Raw genomic sequence first — 17,271 nt, 5'->3', positions numbered from 1 at the left:
AACAACAGGTCCTCGGCGGTAGGCGCGTCACCGAACCGCTACCGGCAGGGATTGGGCCGGTCTGCGTCTGGACGCACCCCCGGTCGGTGTGACAGCGTTGTCATCCTGCGGCCGCGGCGGTCGCGTGAGGAACTTCCCCGGAGGCTGATTTCGTGCACGACGACCGTCAACTCATCGAGGAGCGGCTCTGGCGCGCCCTGCGGGAGCGGCTCCGCCCCGCGATCTACGGCGCGGCGGTCCCGCTGGACATCGAGGTGTGGCACGCACCTGGTGAGCCGGTGTCCCCCGCCGAGGCGCTGGCCCAGACCTACGAGCCGGCCGCGGTCGGCACGTCGTGGGGTCCGGCCTGGGGTACCGCGTGGTTCAAGTTCAGCGGCGAGGTGCCGCGGGACTGGAACGGCAGCGAGGTCGAGGCCGTCATCGACCTCGGCTTCAGCGGTGGTCCCGGCTTCTCCGCCGAGGGCCTGGTGCACACCACCTCCGGCCGGCCGCTGAAGGGCCTGCACCCGCGGCAGACCTACGCGCCGCTGTCCATCCTCGGCCCGGACGGTACGGCGGCCCAGCCGGGCGACCGGATCGAGTTCTTCGTCGAGGCGGCCGCCAACCCGGAGATCCCGCTCGACAACGCCACCGCGAAGGTCGACATCGGCGCCGGGCTCGGCGACCACCCGATCTACCAGGTCGCCCGCGCCGACCTGGCCGTGTTCAACGCCGAGGTGTGGGACCTGATCCTGGACCTCGAGGCACTGGACGGCCTGCAGAAGGAACTGTCGCTGCAGGAGCCGCGCCGCAAGGAGATCCTGCGGGCGCTGAGCCGGTCGCTGGACGCGCTGGACTACGAGGACGTGGCCGGCACCGCGGCGAAGGCCCGGGCCGAGCTGACCGAGGTGCTGAGCCGGCCGGCGCACGCCAGCGCACATCAGGTGTCCGCGGTCGGGCACGCACACATCGACTCGGCGTGGCTGTGGCCGCTGCGCGAGACCCGGCGGAAGGTCGCCCGTACGGTCTCCAACGTCGCGACGCTCGCCGAGGAGTACCCGGAGCTCGTCTTCGCGTTCTCCCAGGCCCAGCAGCACGCGTGGGTGAAGGACAACTACCCCGAGGTCTGGGAGCGGCTGAAGAAGGCCGTTGCCGAGGGACACATCGTCCCGGTGGGCGGGATGTGGGTCGAGTCCGACACCAACCTGCCCGGCAGCGAGGCGCTGGCCCGGCAGTTCGTGCACGGTAAGCGGTTCTTCCTGGACGAGTACGGGATCGACACCCAGGAGGTCTGGCTGCCGGACTCGTTCGGTTACACCGCGGCGCTGCCGCAGCTGGTGAAGCTGTCCGGGTCGCGCTGGTTCCTGACCCAGAAGATCTCCTGGAACAAGGAGAACAAGTTCCCGCACCACACGTTCTGGTGGGAGGGTCTGGACGGGACCCGGGTGTTCACCCACTTCCCGCCGATCGACACGTACAACTCCGACCTGTCCGGCCGCGAGCTCGCGCACGCGCAGCGGAACTTCCAGGAGAGCGGCGCGGCGACCCGGTCGCTGGCACCGTTCGGCTATGGCGACGGCGGTGGCGGCCCGACCCGTGAGTTCGTCGCGACCGCGCGCCGGGTGAAGGACCTGGAGGCGTCGCCGAAGGTCACGATCGAGGCGCCGAGCGAGTTCTTCGCGGCGGCCGAGGCGGAGTACCAGGAGCACGCTCCGGTCTGGTCGGGCGAGCTCTACCTCGAGATCCACCGGGCGACGTACACCTCACAGGCGAAGACCAAGCAGGGCAACCGGCGCAGCGAGCACCTGCTCCGCGAGGCCGAGCTGTGGTCGGCGGCGGCAGTAGTGGCGGGCAAGCTGGACGCGTACCCGTACGAGGACCTGGACCGGATCTGGAAGGCCGTGCTGCTGAACCAGTTCCACGACATCCTGCCGGGCTCGTCGATCTCCTGGGTGCACCGCGAGGCCGAGGAGACATACGCCCGGTTGGCTGCGGAGCTGGAAGCGATCATCGCGAAGGCCCAGCAGGCGCTGGCGGGTGAGGGTTCCGCGCAGATCGTGTTCAACGCGGCGCCGCACGCGCGCAACGGTGTCGCCGGGCTGGGTGCGGGCGTCACGGCCGGCGAAGGCCAGGCGGTCACGGTCGAGGGTGGCGTACTCGACAACGGGCTGATCCGGGTCGTCGTCGACGAGCGTGGCCTGATCACCTCGCTGTACGACGTCGAGGCGCAGCGCGAGGTGATCGCGCCAGGTGCTGCGGGCAACCTTCTGCAGCTGCACGTGGACACCCCGAACCACTGGGACGCGTGGGACGTCGACTCGTTCTACAAGAACAACGTGCGCGACGTGACCGAGGTCGACAGCGTCGACTTCAGCACCGTGGACGGGGTCGCCACCGTGGTCGTGAAGCGTTCGTTCAACCGATCGTCGGTGACGCAGACGTTGCGGGTCCGCCCGGGTACGAAGCGGGTCGACATCGAGACGTCGATGGACTGGCACGAGGCGGAGAAGTTCCTCAAGGCGGCGTACCCGGTCGACGTGCATGCGGACCGGTCCGCGTCCGAGACGCAGTTCGGGCACATCTTCCGGCCGACCCACCAGAACACCTCGTGGGACGCGGCGAAGTTCGAGATCGCGGCGCACCGCTGGGTGCACGTCGGCGAGCCGGGGTACGGCGTTGCCGTGGTCAACGACTCGACGTACGGCCACGACGTGAACCGGACCGCCCGGGAGGACGGCGGCACCACGACGACGATCCGTACGTCGCTGATCCGCGCGCCCCGCTTCCCCGACCCGAAGACCGACCAGGGCGTGCACGTGGTCAACCACGCGCTCGTCGTCGGTGCGGGCATCCCGGAGGCGATCGAAGAGGGCTACCGGATCAACCTGCCGGAGCGGGTCGTCACGGGCGGCGAGGGCGTCGAGCCGATCGTTGCCCTGGACAACAACAACGTCATCGTCGAGGCGCTGAAGCTGGCCGACGACCAGTCCGGCGACGTCGTCGTCCGCCTCTACGAGTCCTCCGGCGGCCGCTCCCGCGCCACCATCACCCCGTCGTTCACCGCGACCGCGGCCACCGAGGTAGACCTCCTCGAACGCCACCTCGCAGACCGCGAACTCACCGACAACGGAGTCACCTTCGAACTCCGCCCCTTCCAAATCCTCACCCTCCGCTTCAAACGCTCCTGACCCCCACCCCCCCCGAAGACCCGCCCAACCCCGTTGGGCGGGTCTTCGTGTTTCAGCGGGCGGCTGCGGCGACCAACTCACCGAAAGCCTGCATGCCTCGGGCGCTCGGGTGGAGTGGGGCTGCGGCGGACGTTGGGACTAGGCCTTCCAGCCAGCGTTGGGGGGTGGGGGCGCAGGCGTCGTGGGTGATGCTGGGGGTGCGGAGGTCTACGTACGTCGCGTGGTGGGTAGCGGACTGGGTGGCGAGCATGGTGTTGAGGTCGTCGATGGTGGACTGGAGGTAGTTGGCGTCGACCGGCCAGACGGGGATCTGGGGGTAGCAGCCGTTGGGACGGATGTAGTTGCCGTAGCCGGTGACGAGGATCTTGGCGTGCGGGGCCAAGGTGTGGATTCGGTCCAGGGCTTGGGCGAACGGGGCTGCGGTTGCATCGATGGCGGCGGCCAGCTGGTCACGGCCGCCCGCCGTGAAGCGGGCCTTGCAGGAGGCGCCGGCAGGTGGCGGGAGCAGGTTGATGCAGCTCAGGGCAGCAGCAACGAGCCCGGTGTCGTTGCCGCCGATGGCCACCGTGACGAGGTCCGTCGTCGGCTTCAGAGCGTCGTACTGCGGGGGCACGAAGCCGAACTGCTTTCCGCTGAAGTCAGGGATGACCGCCCCGGAGCAGGTGACATCGGTCAGCTGGGCGCCCAGCAGCTCAGCCGCCACGTGCGGGTAGTTCATACCGGAGCGCAGGCACGGCAGATCCACCTGCGGCGGGATCAGCGGGCCGGCCGCGGACGAGTCGCCCAGTGCGACATACTCCGGCGGCCCGTCAGCCTGCGCCGCCGCCGGACCACCGACCGTGCCGACCAGGCCGGCCAGGATCACACCTACCGCCAGCAGTACCTTCATCGCTCATCACCCTTCGCGGCCGATCGGTCACTACCTTTGGGTAGTAATGTTCGACCCCAAAGCACCCGCCGGTCGCTGGGGTGAGACCCAGACTTCGTGAGGTGATCGTTGTGACGGATCACAAGCAGCTGCGGTCCGGCGGCGTACCCGTGCACGAGATCCTGCGCACCGACCTCGGCCGCCTCGTCGACGCCGTACTCGCGCAGCTCGTCGCAGACATCCCGCTCTACGCGCAGCTCCCGGCCGAGGAGCTGCAGGGTGACATCCGCCGCATCACCGAGCGGACGCTGCGGGCGTTCGCGGAGACGTTCCGTACCGGCGTAGTACCGACCGGGGACGCACTCGACCCGCTCCGCGAGTCAGCGACGCGACGAGCTGAGGAAGGCGTACCGCTGGAGGCACTGCTCGCGGCGTACCACCTAGGCGGCAAGGTGTGCTCGGCGCACGTCGCGGACCACTTCCGGCCCGACGAGCTCCCGGACGCGATCGCCCTCAACCGCCTCATCCTCGACTTCCTCCAACGCGTCACCGCCGTCGTGTCCAGCAGCTACTTCGAGGAACGCCAATCCATCGCCGGCGAGGACCAGGCCACGCGCCAGTCAGCCTTCACCGCCCTCCTCGACGGCCAACCGGTCGAGGACCTGCGCCTGCCGGCGGAGTTCGTGGTGCTGGGGTTGGCGTTCGGCGCCCACCCGGACGAGCACCAACCAGGTGTCGACCGCCAGATCGTTGCCAGACGCAAGGTTCGCCGCATCCGGGTGGAGCTCGATCGCATCCCGGACAGCATGTCCGGGCTGTCCGCAGAAGGTGGAATCGCACTGCTCCCAGGCGCGGTGGCTGAGGTCGAGGGGCTCCGGGCCCGGCTGAGCCGGGTGGCTGGGATCGACGTGACGGTGGCGGTGGCGAACAGGTCCGCGGCAGAGGTGCCGGCAGGGGTCGCGTTGGTGCGGGAACTCCTGGAAGTCGTGCGCACGCACCACAGGCCGCCGGCCGTCTACCAGCTCGACGATCTGCTGTTGGAGTACCAGCTGAGTCGACCAGGCCCAGCACGCGATCGGCTGGCCGAGCTGCTCACGCCGCTGGCCGACCGCGACGACCTGCTCGGAACGCTCCGGGTGCATCTCCGCAACGGGCGCGACCGGCGCCAGACTGCGGCTGACCTGCATCTGCATGCCAACACCGTGGACTACCGGTTGAAGCAGGTGGCCAAGCTGACCGGGCTTGATCCGGTGCGCGACGCGGACCTCCCGACCCTCGTGGCTGCGCTTGTCGCACAGGACGCCCGGTGTTCACCCGGCTGACGTAGCGTGAAGGTATGGCTCCGACTCCCTTGCTCGGCTCCGGGACGCTTGACCGGCAGACCGCGCGGACGCTGCCGCCCGGACCGAAGCTGCCCACGCTGGTGCAGACCGTGCTCTTCGCGAGCCACCGCAAGACCTTCTTCCCGCGGATGCGCGAGAAGTACGGCGACGTCTTCACGATCCGGCTGGTCCCGTCGAGCCGCGTCTGCGTCGTCCTGAGCCGCCCGGACCACATCCGTGAGGTCTTCGGCAGCCAGCCCTCCGTCATGCACGCCGGCGAGGGCAACACGGCGCTGGAGCCCGTGATGGGTTCGCGCTCGCTGATGCTGCTGGACGACGAGGACCACGTCCGGATGCGCAAGCAACTCATGCCCGCGTTCTCGGGCGCGGCACTCCGCGGGTACTCCGCGATGGTCCTGGAGCTGGCGAAGGCCGAGGTCGCGAAGTGGCCGGTCGGCGAGCCGTTCAAGGTGCACCACCGGATGCGCAACCTCACCCTCGAGATCATCCTGCAGGTGATCTTCGGCGTCACCGACGAGCACCGGCTGAACACCCTGCGCCCGATGATGGACAAGATCGTCTCGGTGCCGCCGATCATGATGCTGGCCGGGTTCTACCCCAAGCTGCTCGGGATCCCGCCGTGGAAGAGTTACATCGACACCCAGCGCAAGGTCGACGCGATCCTGTACGACGAGATCGCCAAGCGCCGCAAGACGTTTGCCGACCGCAACGACGTACTCTCCCGCCTGCTCGCCGCCGGCAACTGGACCGACGAGGAGCTGCGCGACCAACTGGTCACCCTCCTGCTCGCCGGCCACGAGACGACCGCCACGGCCCTGGCCTGGGCGTTCCACGAGCTGGCGAGGCGACCGCAGGACCTGGAGTTCGGTCAGCGAGCCGCGGACAACGGATCCGACGGCGAACTGGAGGCGATCGTCAAAGAGTCAATGCGCCTGCATCCGGTCGTCTACCAGGTCGGACGCCGCGTCACTGAGACGACGGACATCGCCGGCTACCGGCTCCCCCGCGGTACGACGATCATGGCCGCGATCGGCCTGGTCCATCGCGACGCGGAGCACTTCCCGGTCCCGGAGGAGTTCCGTCCGCAGCGCTTCCTGGCGGACGATCCGCCCGCGCCCGGCACCTGGATCCCGTTCGGCGGCGGCGCCCGGCGCTGCATCGGCGCCGGCTTCTCGCTGATGGAGGGCACCGAGATCCTCCGCGCCGCCCTCGGCAGCTACGACGTCTCGGCCCCGGACCCGAAACCCGAGCCCGCCCAACCGAAGAACGTCACGCTGGTCCCGCGCAACGGCGCCGAAATCACCGTCAGCCCCCGCTGAACCCCACCCAAGTCCTGGGTGGGGTCAGCGGGACTGCGGGTCAGTCCTCGGGGTCGGTGACGTCGCCCAGGTCGACGTCCGCGTAGCTCTCCAGGTCTTCCTCGTCGTCGTCCTCGAGCTCGAAGTTGTCCTCGTCGTCCACCACGTGGACGGCTGCCTCTTCGGCACCGGCGGCACCGCCGTCGATGCCGACCTCCTCGGCGAACAGCTCGTCGTCATCGTCGCTGTGCGCACCCTCGTCGGACGCCACCAGCCGCCCGGACCGCTGGACACCGACCTCCGGTCCGCCGACGTCCTCCCCTTCCTCGGCGTACGGGTCCGCGTCGGGCTCCTCCTGGGACAGCCGCTGGTCCAGCGTCTCCCCCTGCAGCGCCTCGTCGGCCGTCGTACCGAATCCCTCGCCCGCGGACCACTTCTCCGGCGGCGAGTACCCCTCGTCGAGCAGGTCGTCCACGCCCCGGTCGTTCAAGGTGTCCTGGGGCTGCAGCTGGTCCTCGTCGTCGACGGAGTAGCTGCCGTAGTCCTCACGGCTGTCATCGCTCATGTGCCCACCTTGGCGCCTCGCGCGCGGCGGAATCAAGCTGGACCTGGAGGCGGGCCCAGAATGGGGCAGGTGGATCCGGTCAGGTTGACGTTGGACCAGCTGCGGGAGCTGCGCGACGACATCGCGCCGCGGGCCGCTCGCCGGTCCCGTGCCTCGGTCCGCCGCCGGCTCGACCGCTGGCGCAGCCGGGCCTTCTTCATCGCCCAGTGCGCCCTGGCCGCGGGTCTCGCCTGGGCCCTCGCCCGGTACGTCGTGGGCCACAAGCAACCGTTCTTCGCGCCGGTCGCCGCGATGGTCTGTCTTGGCTTCAGTTTCGGCCAGCGACTACGCCGCGTGGCCGAGGTGATGGTCGGGGTAGCGGTCGGCGTCGGCGTCGGGGATCTGTTCGTCCGGGTGTTCGGGACCGGGATCCTGCAGCTGGTGTTCGTGATCGCGCTGGCGATGAGCATCGCCGTACTGCTCGGTGCCGGGAACCTGATGACCACCCAGGCCGGGGTGCAGGCGGCGATCGTCACCACCCTGCTGCCGAACCCGAACGCCGGCTTCAGTCGCTGGCAGGACGCCGCGCTCGGCGGCCTGGTCGCCCTGGCCGCCGCGACCATCGCCCCGGCCACCGCGATCCGGCGCCCGCGGCAACAGGCCTCCGGCGTCCTCAACGAGCTGGCCGAAATCCTGGTGGAGACGGCCGAGGGCCTGCGGTCCCGCGACGAGGAGGCGATCACCGACGCGCTTCGCCGGGCCCGCGCCAGCGAGTCCCGCCTCGACGACCTGCGCAGCGCCGCCGACGAGGGCGTCGCCGTGGTTCGCCTGTCGCCGTTCCGCCGGCGGCACCGCGGTCGCGTCCAGGAGATCGCCGACCTCGTCGTACCGCTGGACCGCGCGATCCGGAACATCCGCGTCCTGGTACGGCGCTGCGCAGTGTCCGTCTGGCGGGACGAAACGATGCCCGACGAGTACCCGATGCTCCTCGAGCGCCTGGCCGACGGCACCCGCCTGATCGCCGAGTCCCTGTTCGAACCGGCCGCGGACGTCGCCGCCCACCGCGTCCTCGGCGAGCTGGGCCGCCGTACGGCGGCAATGCCGCTGCCGGTCGGCCTGTCCGCGGTGGTCGTCCTCGGCCAGATCCGGTCCACGATCGTCGATCTGCTGGAGCTCACCGGGACGTCGTACGACGAGGCCCGCAAGCTGGTCCCGCTCCGCCTCGACGGGCTCGACGAGAGCTAGCCGCGGGCGACGTGGCTCAGGTCACATCCGGAATTCCCGTCATACCTTGCGTACACCGGCGTCTCACCGGCATGACGATCCACCGACTGATGAGCCACATGGCCACCGAGCAGGTCCGTCAGCTCGAGGACCTGCTGGCGATCGACTCCACCCAGACCATCGACGACCGGAGCGACGCCGCCGCTGAGCAGTAGGGCGCGAACCGGACGAACGGGTCCGGGCGGCGCGCCGGACGGTCTTGCCCACCGAGCCAGACCGCACGGAAACCGCACGACGAACGCAGAGGCGCCCTGGTGCGCCGCGCCGCCGGACCTGTTACGAGGTGCACGGCCACAGACGTGCACCGAAAACACCCGCCGGCTGTCCTGACGCCGCTTGCGCGAGGCTCAGGCCGGACCGGCGGGTGTTTTTTACTTGCTATCGGCAACCGTGATCTCGGTGGTCACCGAGTTCGCGATGAAGCACTCCTGGTGTGCCAGGTGGTGCATCCGCTCGATCGTCGCGGCGTCCGGCTCGGCGCCGCCCCAGACGATCTTCGGGTGCAGTGTCACCTCGGTGATCGCGAGCCGGCCGGTCGCACCGACCGCCATCACGCCGACCGCGTGGTCGTCGTACGCGTCCACGACCAGCCGCTTCCGGGCCGCGATGGCCAGGAAGGTCAGCATGTGGCAGGAGGAGAGCGCCGCCACGAACGCCTCCTCCGGGTCGACCGGGCCTGGGTTGCCCAGGTACTTCGGGTTCGCCGAGCCCGGCACCGAGACTCCGCCGTCGAAGCGCCACTCGTGGTCGCGGTTGTAGGTGTCGTAGCTGAACTCGTGCTCACCACGGCTCCAGCTCACGTCGACCACGTGCTCCGACATCCGGGATCATCCTTCCGAGACGGCCGCCTTCTTCGCTGCCGCGGTGACGGGATTGCATCGTACGGGAGTGTGTCCCGGCAGCTTGGCGACGAAGTCGCTGTCGTACCGGGCCGCCATACCGGCCACCGGGAAGTCGGTGGTCACCCACTGCGCGCCGCTGGCCAGCGCGATCCCGAGCCGGGAGTAGTCCTTGTCCCGGATCGTCGCCATCGGCTCGTCGGACCGGGTCCGGACCAGGTAGCCCTTCTGCACCAGCCGCTGGATCTCCGCCTGGCCGGTACCGCGCGGGTCGTTCACCTCGGTCACCGCCGCGTCCGGGGCGCCCTCCGGGCCGCGGGTGAACACGGCGCGTCCCTCGAGGTTCGGCTTGCCGGCCGTGTACAGGTCGCGGATCTCACCGGGACCACCGTTGTCGAAGTAGAACATCACCTGGCCGTGCACCGAGCTCAGCCGGGGCCAGCCCTTGGTCAGCACCGACTGCTCCAGCGTCAGTCCCGGCTTGCGGACGTCGTCCGGCGTCAGGATCTCGTCCTCGGTGAAGACCGAGCGGATCTCGGTGTCGACGCTGTCCAGGTTCGCCGCGTCCCACGGCGGCGCCTTCACGCCACCGGCCGCGACCACCTGCGGGTCGGACTGCTTGAGCTCGAGGTTGATCGCGATCGGCACGTGGTTCGGGTGCGCGTCGGACCAGGTCTTCACCTGCTGCAGGCAGAGCACGAACGTGGCGCAGTTCGTGTTGTAGTCGAAGTCCGGGACGTGCATGACCTTGATCCCGGGCTTTGCCATCGCCGGGTCGGTCAGCGGGCCCTGGCCGGTCAGCTTCCGGATCAGCGGGTAGGTGTAGAGGCCACCCTGCGGGTCCGGGAACAGGTCCAGCTCGAGCGCGCGGGCGTTCTGGTCCTCGAGCTGCTGCGAGATCGGGGCGTGCGAGTACCAGAGGTCGACCGAGCCGGGGTTCTGCTGCAGCTGGACCTTCTGCTCGTTCGGGCTGAGCTCCCGGTGGTACGAGTTGTGGGTTCCGACCACCTGGATCTGGTTCAGCCGCAGATCGCTTCCGGCCGCACGGCTGGTGACCGCCGTACCGGCGACCCCGGACGCCGCGAGGGCCGCGGTGGTGAGGCCGGCAACGGCTGTTCTGCTGAGACGCATGTGGGAGTTCCCCTCCTGTGATGGACAGCTGACGGCAATCTGTCACACAGGAGTGGCAACGTTGTCCCCTTTCACCGTGGACAATAAGGGCATGGTGACTTCGGGTGCCTATCCGCTCCGCCGGACGCCTACCCAGGACCGGGCCAGCCGGCAGGTCGAACGCATCCTGGACGCGGCGTGTGCCGAGGTGGTCGAGCGCGGGTACGACGCGGCGTCGACCAGCGGGATCGCGAAACGGGCCGAGATCGCGGTCGGCAGCGTCTACCGGTACTTCCCGGACAAGCGCAGCCTGATCCAGGCGATCGAGCGCCGGAACCAGGCGCGCTACACCGAGGCGGTGGCCGCGCGACTGGCGGACGTGACCAGCTGGCGGGCGGCGGTGGACGTGACGCTGGACACGTTCCGGGAGATGCACCGGACCGATCCCGGTTTCCGGGCGGTCGTGCTCAGCGGTCTGGGCGACCCCGAGCTGGAGGCGAAGCCGGGCGAGTTCGACGATCAGCACGCCGGTGAGTTCGCGGAACTGCTGGCGGCACGGTTCGGTGCGCGGGACACCCACGACTTCCGGCTCGCGGTGACGCTGAGCATCACGATGGGCGAGGCGCTGGCGCATCTGGCGGACCGGTTGTCCGCGGACGAGGCGGAGTACGTACTGGCTCAGGGCCGGCCGGTGCTGTACGGCCTGCTCGCCCCACATCTCCCTGCTTGAGCCGGGTTGATGGCTCAAGCAGGATGTCCGGGCCGACTTCCGCGGCCCTCAGACCGGGGTCGCCGTCCGCGGCAGCGCCGGCCAATGGCTGACGCGGCCGGCCAGGCGGGCCCGCCGCGGTGACCGGACGTCGTAGCTGACGATGACCCGGTCGTCCTTCGCGTAGGTGATCCTGCTCCCGACCGGGAACTTCCGCGAGATCTCGTACGGTCCCTCGCCCCGGCGGGTGTAGTACTCCACGATGACCTCGGTGTAGACCGCCGGGGCACCGTTCTCCAGTTGGCCGCGGACCGGGCCACGCACCCGGATCACTCGTCCCGCGGTCTTCTCTTCCGTTCCAGTGGGGAGCACGTTCCGCCGGATCCCGGCCAGAACGTCACTCACGATGAAGGCTGCCACCACCAGTACGAGGCCCAGCCCACCGAGCACAACCGTTGCCACCATTGCACTCACCCCCGACGCGCCGCCCGCAAGCAGCGCGGTCGTCGTTGTCGAACTTTCTCGCGGTCGTCGTTGCCGCACACCCGGTGAGACGCCACCGGATTCCACTTGGTTCCACGTAATTACATGAGCTTCTCTACACCCTCATGGTAGAGCCAGGTGTACCGGTGTTACTAGAGGTAGAACCGACTTGTAGTCGTTAGTTTTCGCCCATTCCGAACCTGTACTGCGGTGGAACCGGCCGCTGCGCGCCCAATGCCTCCTCGGCGGCGAGCCAGTAGTCCGTCAATGGGTTCGCACCCTCGCGAACCGTGGCCAACTGGATACCCTCCGCAAGCAGTTCGTGCGCGGTCGCGGGGTCTCCGGTCTCGAGTGCGTACCGGACGCGCAGCAGCTGGATGCGTGGATCGTCCGGCGCCTCGGCGAGCATCCGTTCGGCTACTGCTATGTCGCTGTCCAGCGCTGCCGTCACCGCCTCCACCAGCAGCGGCACGAGGTCGGGCAGCAGGGCCACGGCTCGTTCGTAGTACGCCAGCTCACCAGTGACCACACCTAGGTTGCGCAGGGCCCAGGCGTTCTCCCCTGATCGCTGCCATGCGTCCACCGCGCCCGCGAGGTCACCGTGGTAGTGCCGGGCGACGCCGCGGTGGTACCAAACCAGCCAGTTGTCGTCAGCAGCCTCCAGCAGCTCCCGCCAGGCGACCAACGTCCCATCCGGTACGGCGTCCTCCGCCGGCAGCCGCCCGTCGAGCAGCGGCAGCCAAGCGCGCTCGCGCGAGGTCATGGTGTCCGGAGCAAACGGCGTACCCGCCGACACTGCCCAGCCGGTCCGAGCCAACTCGAGAGCGCCCCACCCCGACCCCACCGCCAACCGCTCCCCCGGCTCCACATCAACCACACCCGGCCCTGCCGCGAGCCGCTCCCCAGCCGCGCCCAGCCAAGCTGCCTCTCGCGCAGCCAGTTGGTCCAGCAGCGGCCCCGCCGCTTCGGCTCCGGCGGCTCTAGCTGTCTTCCAGTCCTGGGAGTGCGCGATCTCAGCATCCAACTGCAAACGTCCGTACGCCTCCATCCAGTGCCACGACGTACTAGCAGGCATCCGCAGGTGCTCCATCTGCGTCCGAGCCAGCCCCGCCTGGATCTCGGCGTACCCATGCCCCCGCAACCCCAGCCACTCCTGCCATCGACGCCCGCCGTCCCCCTCGCCCCAGACGAACAGCTTCCGCCCACGCAGTCGAGAAGTAGACGCCTGCACCAGCCCACCACCGGTCCTGTCCACAGCAGCGATCCACGGCCGCTCGCCTGCCAGCGGCTCGAAGAAGAAGTCCACCGCCCGCCGGTGCCGCATCGGATAGGTCAGGTCGTCACCCTCGTGCAGCGGTACGTCGACCAGGTCGAGCCGGTTGCCGTACCCGAACCGCCACGCCTGGTCCGCCGGGACCAGCACCCGCGTCTCGGGCGTCTGCTCGACCGCCATGTTCGACCACCAGTACGCCGGGACCTCGACGTCGGACGGGTTCTGCAGCCGGACTCCGACGTACAGGAACTCAGAGTCGGCCGGGAGCCAGAAGTCGAGCTGGGTGATCAGGTTCCGGGTGCGCTCGAGCTCCCAGAGGCGCAGGATCGGGCTACCGTCCGGGCCCTCGACGCGGGCCGCGTGCATCGGGGCGCAGGTGCCGGTCCAGTGCCCGGTGCTGCCGACGTTCCACTCGACGCCGCCGGCGAACCAGGCGTTCCGCAGGGCGAGGTTCGCCGGCTGGAAGATCGGGTTCTTGTAGAGCAGTTCCTGGCCGCTCGCCTTGTGCAGCAGCGAGTAGAGCCGCCCGCCGAGGCCGGGCAGGATCGTCGCGCGGAGGTGGTCGTTCTCCAGCACCAACGCCGCTAGCACTGTCTCGACCAGGGTGCGGTCGTAGCCGTCCTGGTCGAGACACGGCAGCGTGCTGCGCAGACCGCCGTACCGGATGTTCGCCTGCAGGTCGGCCGGAAGGCCGGCGAGGTTCTCGACCTGGTGCAGCTCCTGCTGGCTGCCGAGCGGCGCCAACGGATTCTCCGGACCGAGCTGGGCGGCCGGCAGGACGAGATCATGCGCAGAAAGGGTCGTCACCCCACTTATCTTTGCAATTTCGCGCAGTCCCGTCCATCACTTCAGCACTGGGTCCGGCACGTGCGGCGTCTCCGTGGACCACTCCGAGCTGAGCCAGATCACGCTCTTCTCGTCACCGATCAGGTACGTGCCGAGGTACTTGCCAGTCGGGTCGAACAGCATCCGGACCGTGCCGTGCCCGTACTTCTGCTCGTAGTCCACAGCCGTGCCCTTGCGGCCGAGCGGATCGGAGACGTTGTGCCGGACCACGGTGCCCGGCACCGTCGCCAGCAGCCGGAGCGCGGCCGCCCGCACCTTCGGAAGGACAGGGGAGAACCGGAGCAGGTCTCCGACGGTCTGCAGCAGGTACGCCGGGTCGGTGTGGTCGGGCCCTCGCCCCTTGGCCCGCATCACGATCGGGCGCAGCTTGTCCGGATCGCTCGGCAGCGCCAGCACCTCGTCGAGCGAGATCCCCTTGTAGCCGAGGCCGGCGAAGTGGTCGGTCGTCTCCGGTGACTCGAACAGGGTGCCCTCGTCGGGAGTGGTCTGGAGCGAGTTGCCGGTGAGCGGTTCGATCAACCAGCGCGTCGGTGACCCGGCCCGGCGCCAGGCCGCTTCGTCGGCCGGGGTCGCCGGCTGCGCCCCGAGGTTGCGGGTGCCGATGTACGACGTACCGCCCTTGACCCCTGTCCACTCCTCCTCGATCGTCGTGACCCGGAGCGTGTACCGCTCCTTGTTGCGGCCCTGCACCACTGCGTTGCCCACGGCCGCCGTGCGGACCCGGTAGTACTTGCCCTCCGTCGGCTTGGCTTGCTCCGCCACGTCCGCCGCCATCAGCAGCACCTGCTTCGCGGTCGCCGTGGCGCCGGGTTGCCGCCATGGGCTTGCCGACTGCGCAGGTGGCGCCACCTGCACGGCGGGGTCCTTGGGGAGGACCATCGGTAGCGTCAGCGCCGCGAGCACGAGAGCTGCAACGCCGGCGGTTGCGCCGATCCTCAGCGACCGGCGTCGGCTGGTCGCCCGGCGAGCCCGGCTGACGTCCGCCGCGACGTCGGAGTCGGTGACGACCGGCTCGTCGCCGGCGGCCAGTTCCAGCAGGTCCTTCACGTCGTTCATGCTTGCGTCTCCAGGGTCACCAGTTCACGGAGCTTGTCGAGACCGCGGGCGGTTTGGCTCTTCACCGTTCCTTCGCTGCACCTCATGACGGCTGCGACCGCGGCCACGTCGAGGTCGCAGAAGTACCGCAGTACGACGGTTGCGCGTTGGCCCTTCGGCAGCTGCGCCAGCGCGTTCAGCACGACCAGCCGGTCCTCGTGGACCTCGTCCGGAACCGCTCGATGCTCGATCAGTTCGTCGGTCAACGCCTCCCGGTGCCGCCAGAACCGGCGCTTCTCGTCGAGGAACCGGTTGACCAGAACCTTGTTCGCGTAACCGCCGAGGGCAGTGGAGCGGTCAACCTTGTTCCACTGCTGGTACAGGCGGACCAGCGCGCTCTGGACCAGATCCTCGGCCCAGTGCGCGTCCCCGGCGGTCAGCAGCCGCGCAGTACGCAGCATCCGGCCACGCTGTGCGGCGACGAACCCGGCGAACTCTTCGTCTTTGGTCGTAGCCACTCGGCTCCTCGAGGTGTGGGCGGCTTCTCACTGGTGACCACCGGGCAAGGAGCCCCAACGGTTGCACGGGTTGCGCTATACATGGACCCCATGGACGCCGATGTGATCGTCGTGGGGGCAGGGCTGGCCGGGCTGGCGGCGACCGCGGAGCTGGCCGACGCGGGACGGAAGGTGCTGCTGCTCGACCAGGAGCCCGAGGCGTCGCTCGGTGGACAGGCGTTCTGGTCCTTCGGCGGACTGCTGTTCGTGGACTCGCCCGAGCAGCGCCGGATGGGGATCAAGGACTCGCGCGACCTCGCGCTGCAGGACTGGCTCGGGTCGGCCGGATTCGACCGGCTGGACGACGAGGACAAGTGGGCCCGCCAGTGGGCCGAGTCGTACGTCGACTGGGCCGCCGGCGAGAAGCGCTCGTGGCTGCATGCCCAGGGGGTGCGGTTCTTCCCGGTCGTCGGCTGGGCCGAGCGCGGCGGCTACCACGCCGACGGCCACGGCAACTCCGTACCGCGCTTCCACATCACCTGGGGCACCGGCCCCGGACTGGTCGCGCCCTTCGAGCGGCGCGTGCGGGAGGCGGTCGCGAAGGGACTGGTCGAGTTCCGGTTCCGGCACCGGGTGGACGAGCTGACCGTGATCAACGGCGTCGTCGACGGGGTGGCGGGCAAGGTGCTCGAGCCGAGCGACGTCGCGCGCGGCGTGTCGAGCTCGCGGACCGAGGTCGGCGACTTCCAGCTGACCGCGCAGGCCGTGATCGTCACCTCCGGTGGGATCGGCGGCAACCACGATCTGGTACGGGCGCAGTGGCCGAAGCGGATGGGGGAACCGCCGCGGCGGATGATCACCGGCGTACCCGCGCACGTCGACGGCCGGATGCTGGCGATCACCGAGCAGGCCGGCGGCCGGTACGTGAACCGCGACCGGATGTGGCACTACACCGAAGGCATCCAGAACTGGGACCCGATCTGGCCGCAGCACGGGATCCGGATCCTGCCGGGTCCGTCGTCGCTCTGGTTCGATGCCACCGGTAAGCGTCTGCCGGTGCCGCTGTTCCCCGGGTTCGACACGCTGGGAACGCTCGAGCACATCATGCGGACCGGGTACGACTACACCTGGTTCGTGCTGACCGAGAAGATCATCGAGAAGGAGTTCGCGCTCTCCGGGCAGGAGCAGAACCCGGACCTGACCAACAAGGACGTCCGCGGCGTGCTCGGCCGGGCCCGGGGCGGCGCGACCGCACCGGTGCAGGCATTCATGGACAAGGGCGCCGATTTCGTTGTCCGTAGCAACCTTCCGGATCTGGTCCGGGGGATGAACGACCTGACCGGCGAGGACCTGATCGACCTCGACGACCTCGAGCGGCAGATCCTGGCCCGGGACCGGGAGCTGACCAACACGTTCACCAAGGACCTGCAGGTGACCGCGCTCCGCGGCGCCCGCAACTACCGCGGCGACAAGCTGATCCGGGTCGCGCCGCCGCACCGGATCCTCGACCCGAAGGCCGGGCCGCTGATCGCCGTACGGCTGAACATCCTCACCCGCAAATCGTTGGGCGGCCTGCAGACCGACCTGGACTCCCGCGTCCTGCGCACCGACGGCACCCCACTCCCCGGCGTCTACGCAGCCGGCGAGGTCGCAGGCTTCGGCGGCGGCGGCATCCACGGCTACCGCTCCCTGGAAGGCACCTTCGTCGGCGGCTGCCTCTACACCGGCCGCACCGCCGGCCGCGCCGCCGCCAAAGCAGTGTCCTGACACCCCACACACCCACCCGAGCTTGTGTGCGCCGATCCGATAGGTGAGCGAGGAGGCGACTTCTAGCGTGACGCCATGCCCCGCCTCGCCACCCTCGCCCTCCTTCTCATCCTCAGTGGATCCATGACCGTGCCGGCCGAAGCCCATCGTCACCTCCAGGTCCCGGGTGCCGAGTACCAGGAGGTCGCCCAGCTCGACGACCTGACCA

The 17,271-nt window shown here is 69.5% G+C and carries 15 protein-coding genes; 7 read left to right on the top strand and 8 right to left on the bottom strand.

Features of this window, described 5'->3' with window-relative positions; translation table 11 throughout:
- Positions 1-152 precede the first annotated feature (152 nt).
- Positions 153-3,167: a glycoside hydrolase family 38 C-terminal domain-containing protein gene (locus tag AB0E69_RS15985; protein WP_360145218.1), complete on the top strand. Its 3,015-nt coding sequence runs from the start codon at positions 153-155 to the stop codon at positions 3,165-3,167.
- Between the two features lie 52 nt (positions 3,168-3,219).
- Here the strand turns inward: AB0E69_RS15985 and AB0E69_RS15980 are convergent, their stop codons facing one another.
- Entirely contained in the window at positions 3,220-4,056 is an 837-nt protein-coding gene (locus AB0E69_RS15980; protein ID WP_360145215.1) for an SGNH/GDSL hydrolase family protein, read from the bottom strand.
- Positions 4,057-4,166: 110 nt separating this feature from the next.
- On the opposite strand from AB0E69_RS15980, the gene AB0E69_RS15975 reads away from it, so the two are divergent.
- Positions 4,167-5,357, top strand: a complete 1,191-nt coding sequence (locus tag AB0E69_RS15975; protein WP_360145212.1) for a helix-turn-helix domain-containing protein — start codon at positions 4,167-4,169, stop codon at positions 5,355-5,357.
- A gap of 14 nt (positions 5,358-5,371) precedes the next feature.
- Positions 5,372-6,697: a cytochrome P450 gene (locus AB0E69_RS15970; protein ID WP_360145209.1), complete on the top strand. Its 1,326-nt coding sequence runs from the start codon at positions 5,372-5,374 to the stop codon at positions 6,695-6,697.
- A 40-nt stretch (positions 6,698-6,737) separates the two neighbouring features.
- Here the strand turns inward: AB0E69_RS15970 and AB0E69_RS15965 are convergent, their stop codons facing one another.
- Positions 6,738-7,241, bottom strand: a complete 504-nt coding sequence (locus AB0E69_RS15965; protein WP_360145206.1) for a DUF5709 domain-containing protein — start codon at positions 7,239-7,241, stop codon at positions 6,738-6,740.
- Positions 7,242-7,310: 69 nt separating this feature from the next.
- On the opposite strand from AB0E69_RS15965, the gene AB0E69_RS15960 reads away from it, so the two are divergent.
- Both AB0E69_RS15960 and AB0E69_RS15955 read left to right on the top strand, forming a co-directional pair.
- Entirely contained in the window at positions 7,311-8,465 is a 1,155-nt protein-coding gene (locus tag AB0E69_RS15960) for an FUSC family protein (protein ID WP_360145203.1), read from the top strand.
- Positions 8,466-8,536: 71 nt separating this feature from the next.
- The gene (locus AB0E69_RS15955) at positions 8,537-8,659 is read left to right on the top strand and encodes a hypothetical protein (protein ID WP_360145200.1); all 123 of its coding nucleotides are present in this window, start codon (positions 8,537-8,539) and stop codon (positions 8,657-8,659) included.
- A 216-nt stretch (positions 8,660-8,875) separates the two neighbouring features.
- Here AB0E69_RS15955 and AB0E69_RS15950 read toward each other — a convergent pair whose 3' ends face one another.
- Positions 8,876-9,325, bottom strand: coding sequence for an OsmC family protein (locus AB0E69_RS15950; RefSeq protein WP_360145197.1), 450 nt, complete (start codon positions 9,323-9,325; stop codon positions 8,876-8,878).
- Between the two features lie 6 nt (positions 9,326-9,331).
- Positions 9,332-10,474: a phosphatidylinositol-specific phospholipase C1-like protein gene (locus AB0E69_RS15945; protein WP_360145194.1), complete on the bottom strand. Its 1,143-nt coding sequence runs from the start codon at positions 10,472-10,474 to the stop codon at positions 9,332-9,334.
- Between the two features lie 91 nt (positions 10,475-10,565).
- Between AB0E69_RS15945 and AB0E69_RS15940 the strand changes: the two genes are divergently transcribed.
- Entirely contained in the window at positions 10,566-11,183 is a 618-nt protein-coding gene (locus AB0E69_RS15940; protein WP_360145191.1) for a TetR/AcrR family transcriptional regulator, read from the top strand.
- A 48-nt stretch (positions 11,184-11,231) separates the two neighbouring features.
- Here the strand turns inward: AB0E69_RS15940 and AB0E69_RS15935 are convergent, their stop codons facing one another.
- The 4 genes from AB0E69_RS15935 to AB0E69_RS15920 form a co-directional block, all read right to left on the bottom strand.
- Positions 11,232-11,627, bottom strand: a complete 396-nt coding sequence (locus tag AB0E69_RS15935) for a hypothetical protein (RefSeq protein ID WP_360145188.1) — start codon at positions 11,625-11,627, stop codon at positions 11,232-11,234.
- A gap of 196 nt (positions 11,628-11,823) precedes the next feature.
- Positions 11,824-13,725, bottom strand: a complete 1,902-nt coding sequence (locus tag AB0E69_RS15930) for a DUF5107 domain-containing protein (RefSeq protein WP_360145185.1) — start codon at positions 13,723-13,725, stop codon at positions 11,824-11,826.
- 36 nt (positions 13,726-13,761) lie between these two features.
- The gene (locus AB0E69_RS15925; protein ID WP_360145182.1) at positions 13,762-14,820 is read right to left on the bottom strand and encodes a CU044_5270 family protein; all 1,059 of its coding nucleotides are present in this window, start codon (positions 14,818-14,820) and stop codon (positions 13,762-13,764) included.
- Positions 14,817-15,317, bottom strand: a complete 501-nt coding sequence (locus AB0E69_RS15920) for a SigE family RNA polymerase sigma factor (protein ID WP_360145179.1) — start codon at positions 15,315-15,317, stop codon at positions 14,817-14,819. The genes AB0E69_RS15925 and AB0E69_RS15920 overlap by 4 nt, the downstream gene beginning before the upstream one ends.
- 90 nt (positions 15,318-15,407) lie before the next feature.
- Here AB0E69_RS15920 and AB0E69_RS15915 point away from each other — a divergent pair, with 90 nt between their 5' ends.
- Entirely contained in the window at positions 15,408-17,063 is a 1,656-nt protein-coding gene (locus AB0E69_RS15915) for an FAD-binding dehydrogenase (protein WP_360145176.1), read from the top strand.
- Positions 17,064-17,271: the final 208 nt, after the last annotated feature.

Source organism: Kribbella sp. NPDC026611 (assembly GCF_040638345.1).
Lineage (GTDB): Bacteria > Actinomycetota > Actinomycetes > Propionibacteriales > Kribbellaceae > Kribbella.
Note: the sequence above shows the minus strand (reverse complement) of the source record. Positions and strands in the feature narration are given on the sequence as shown.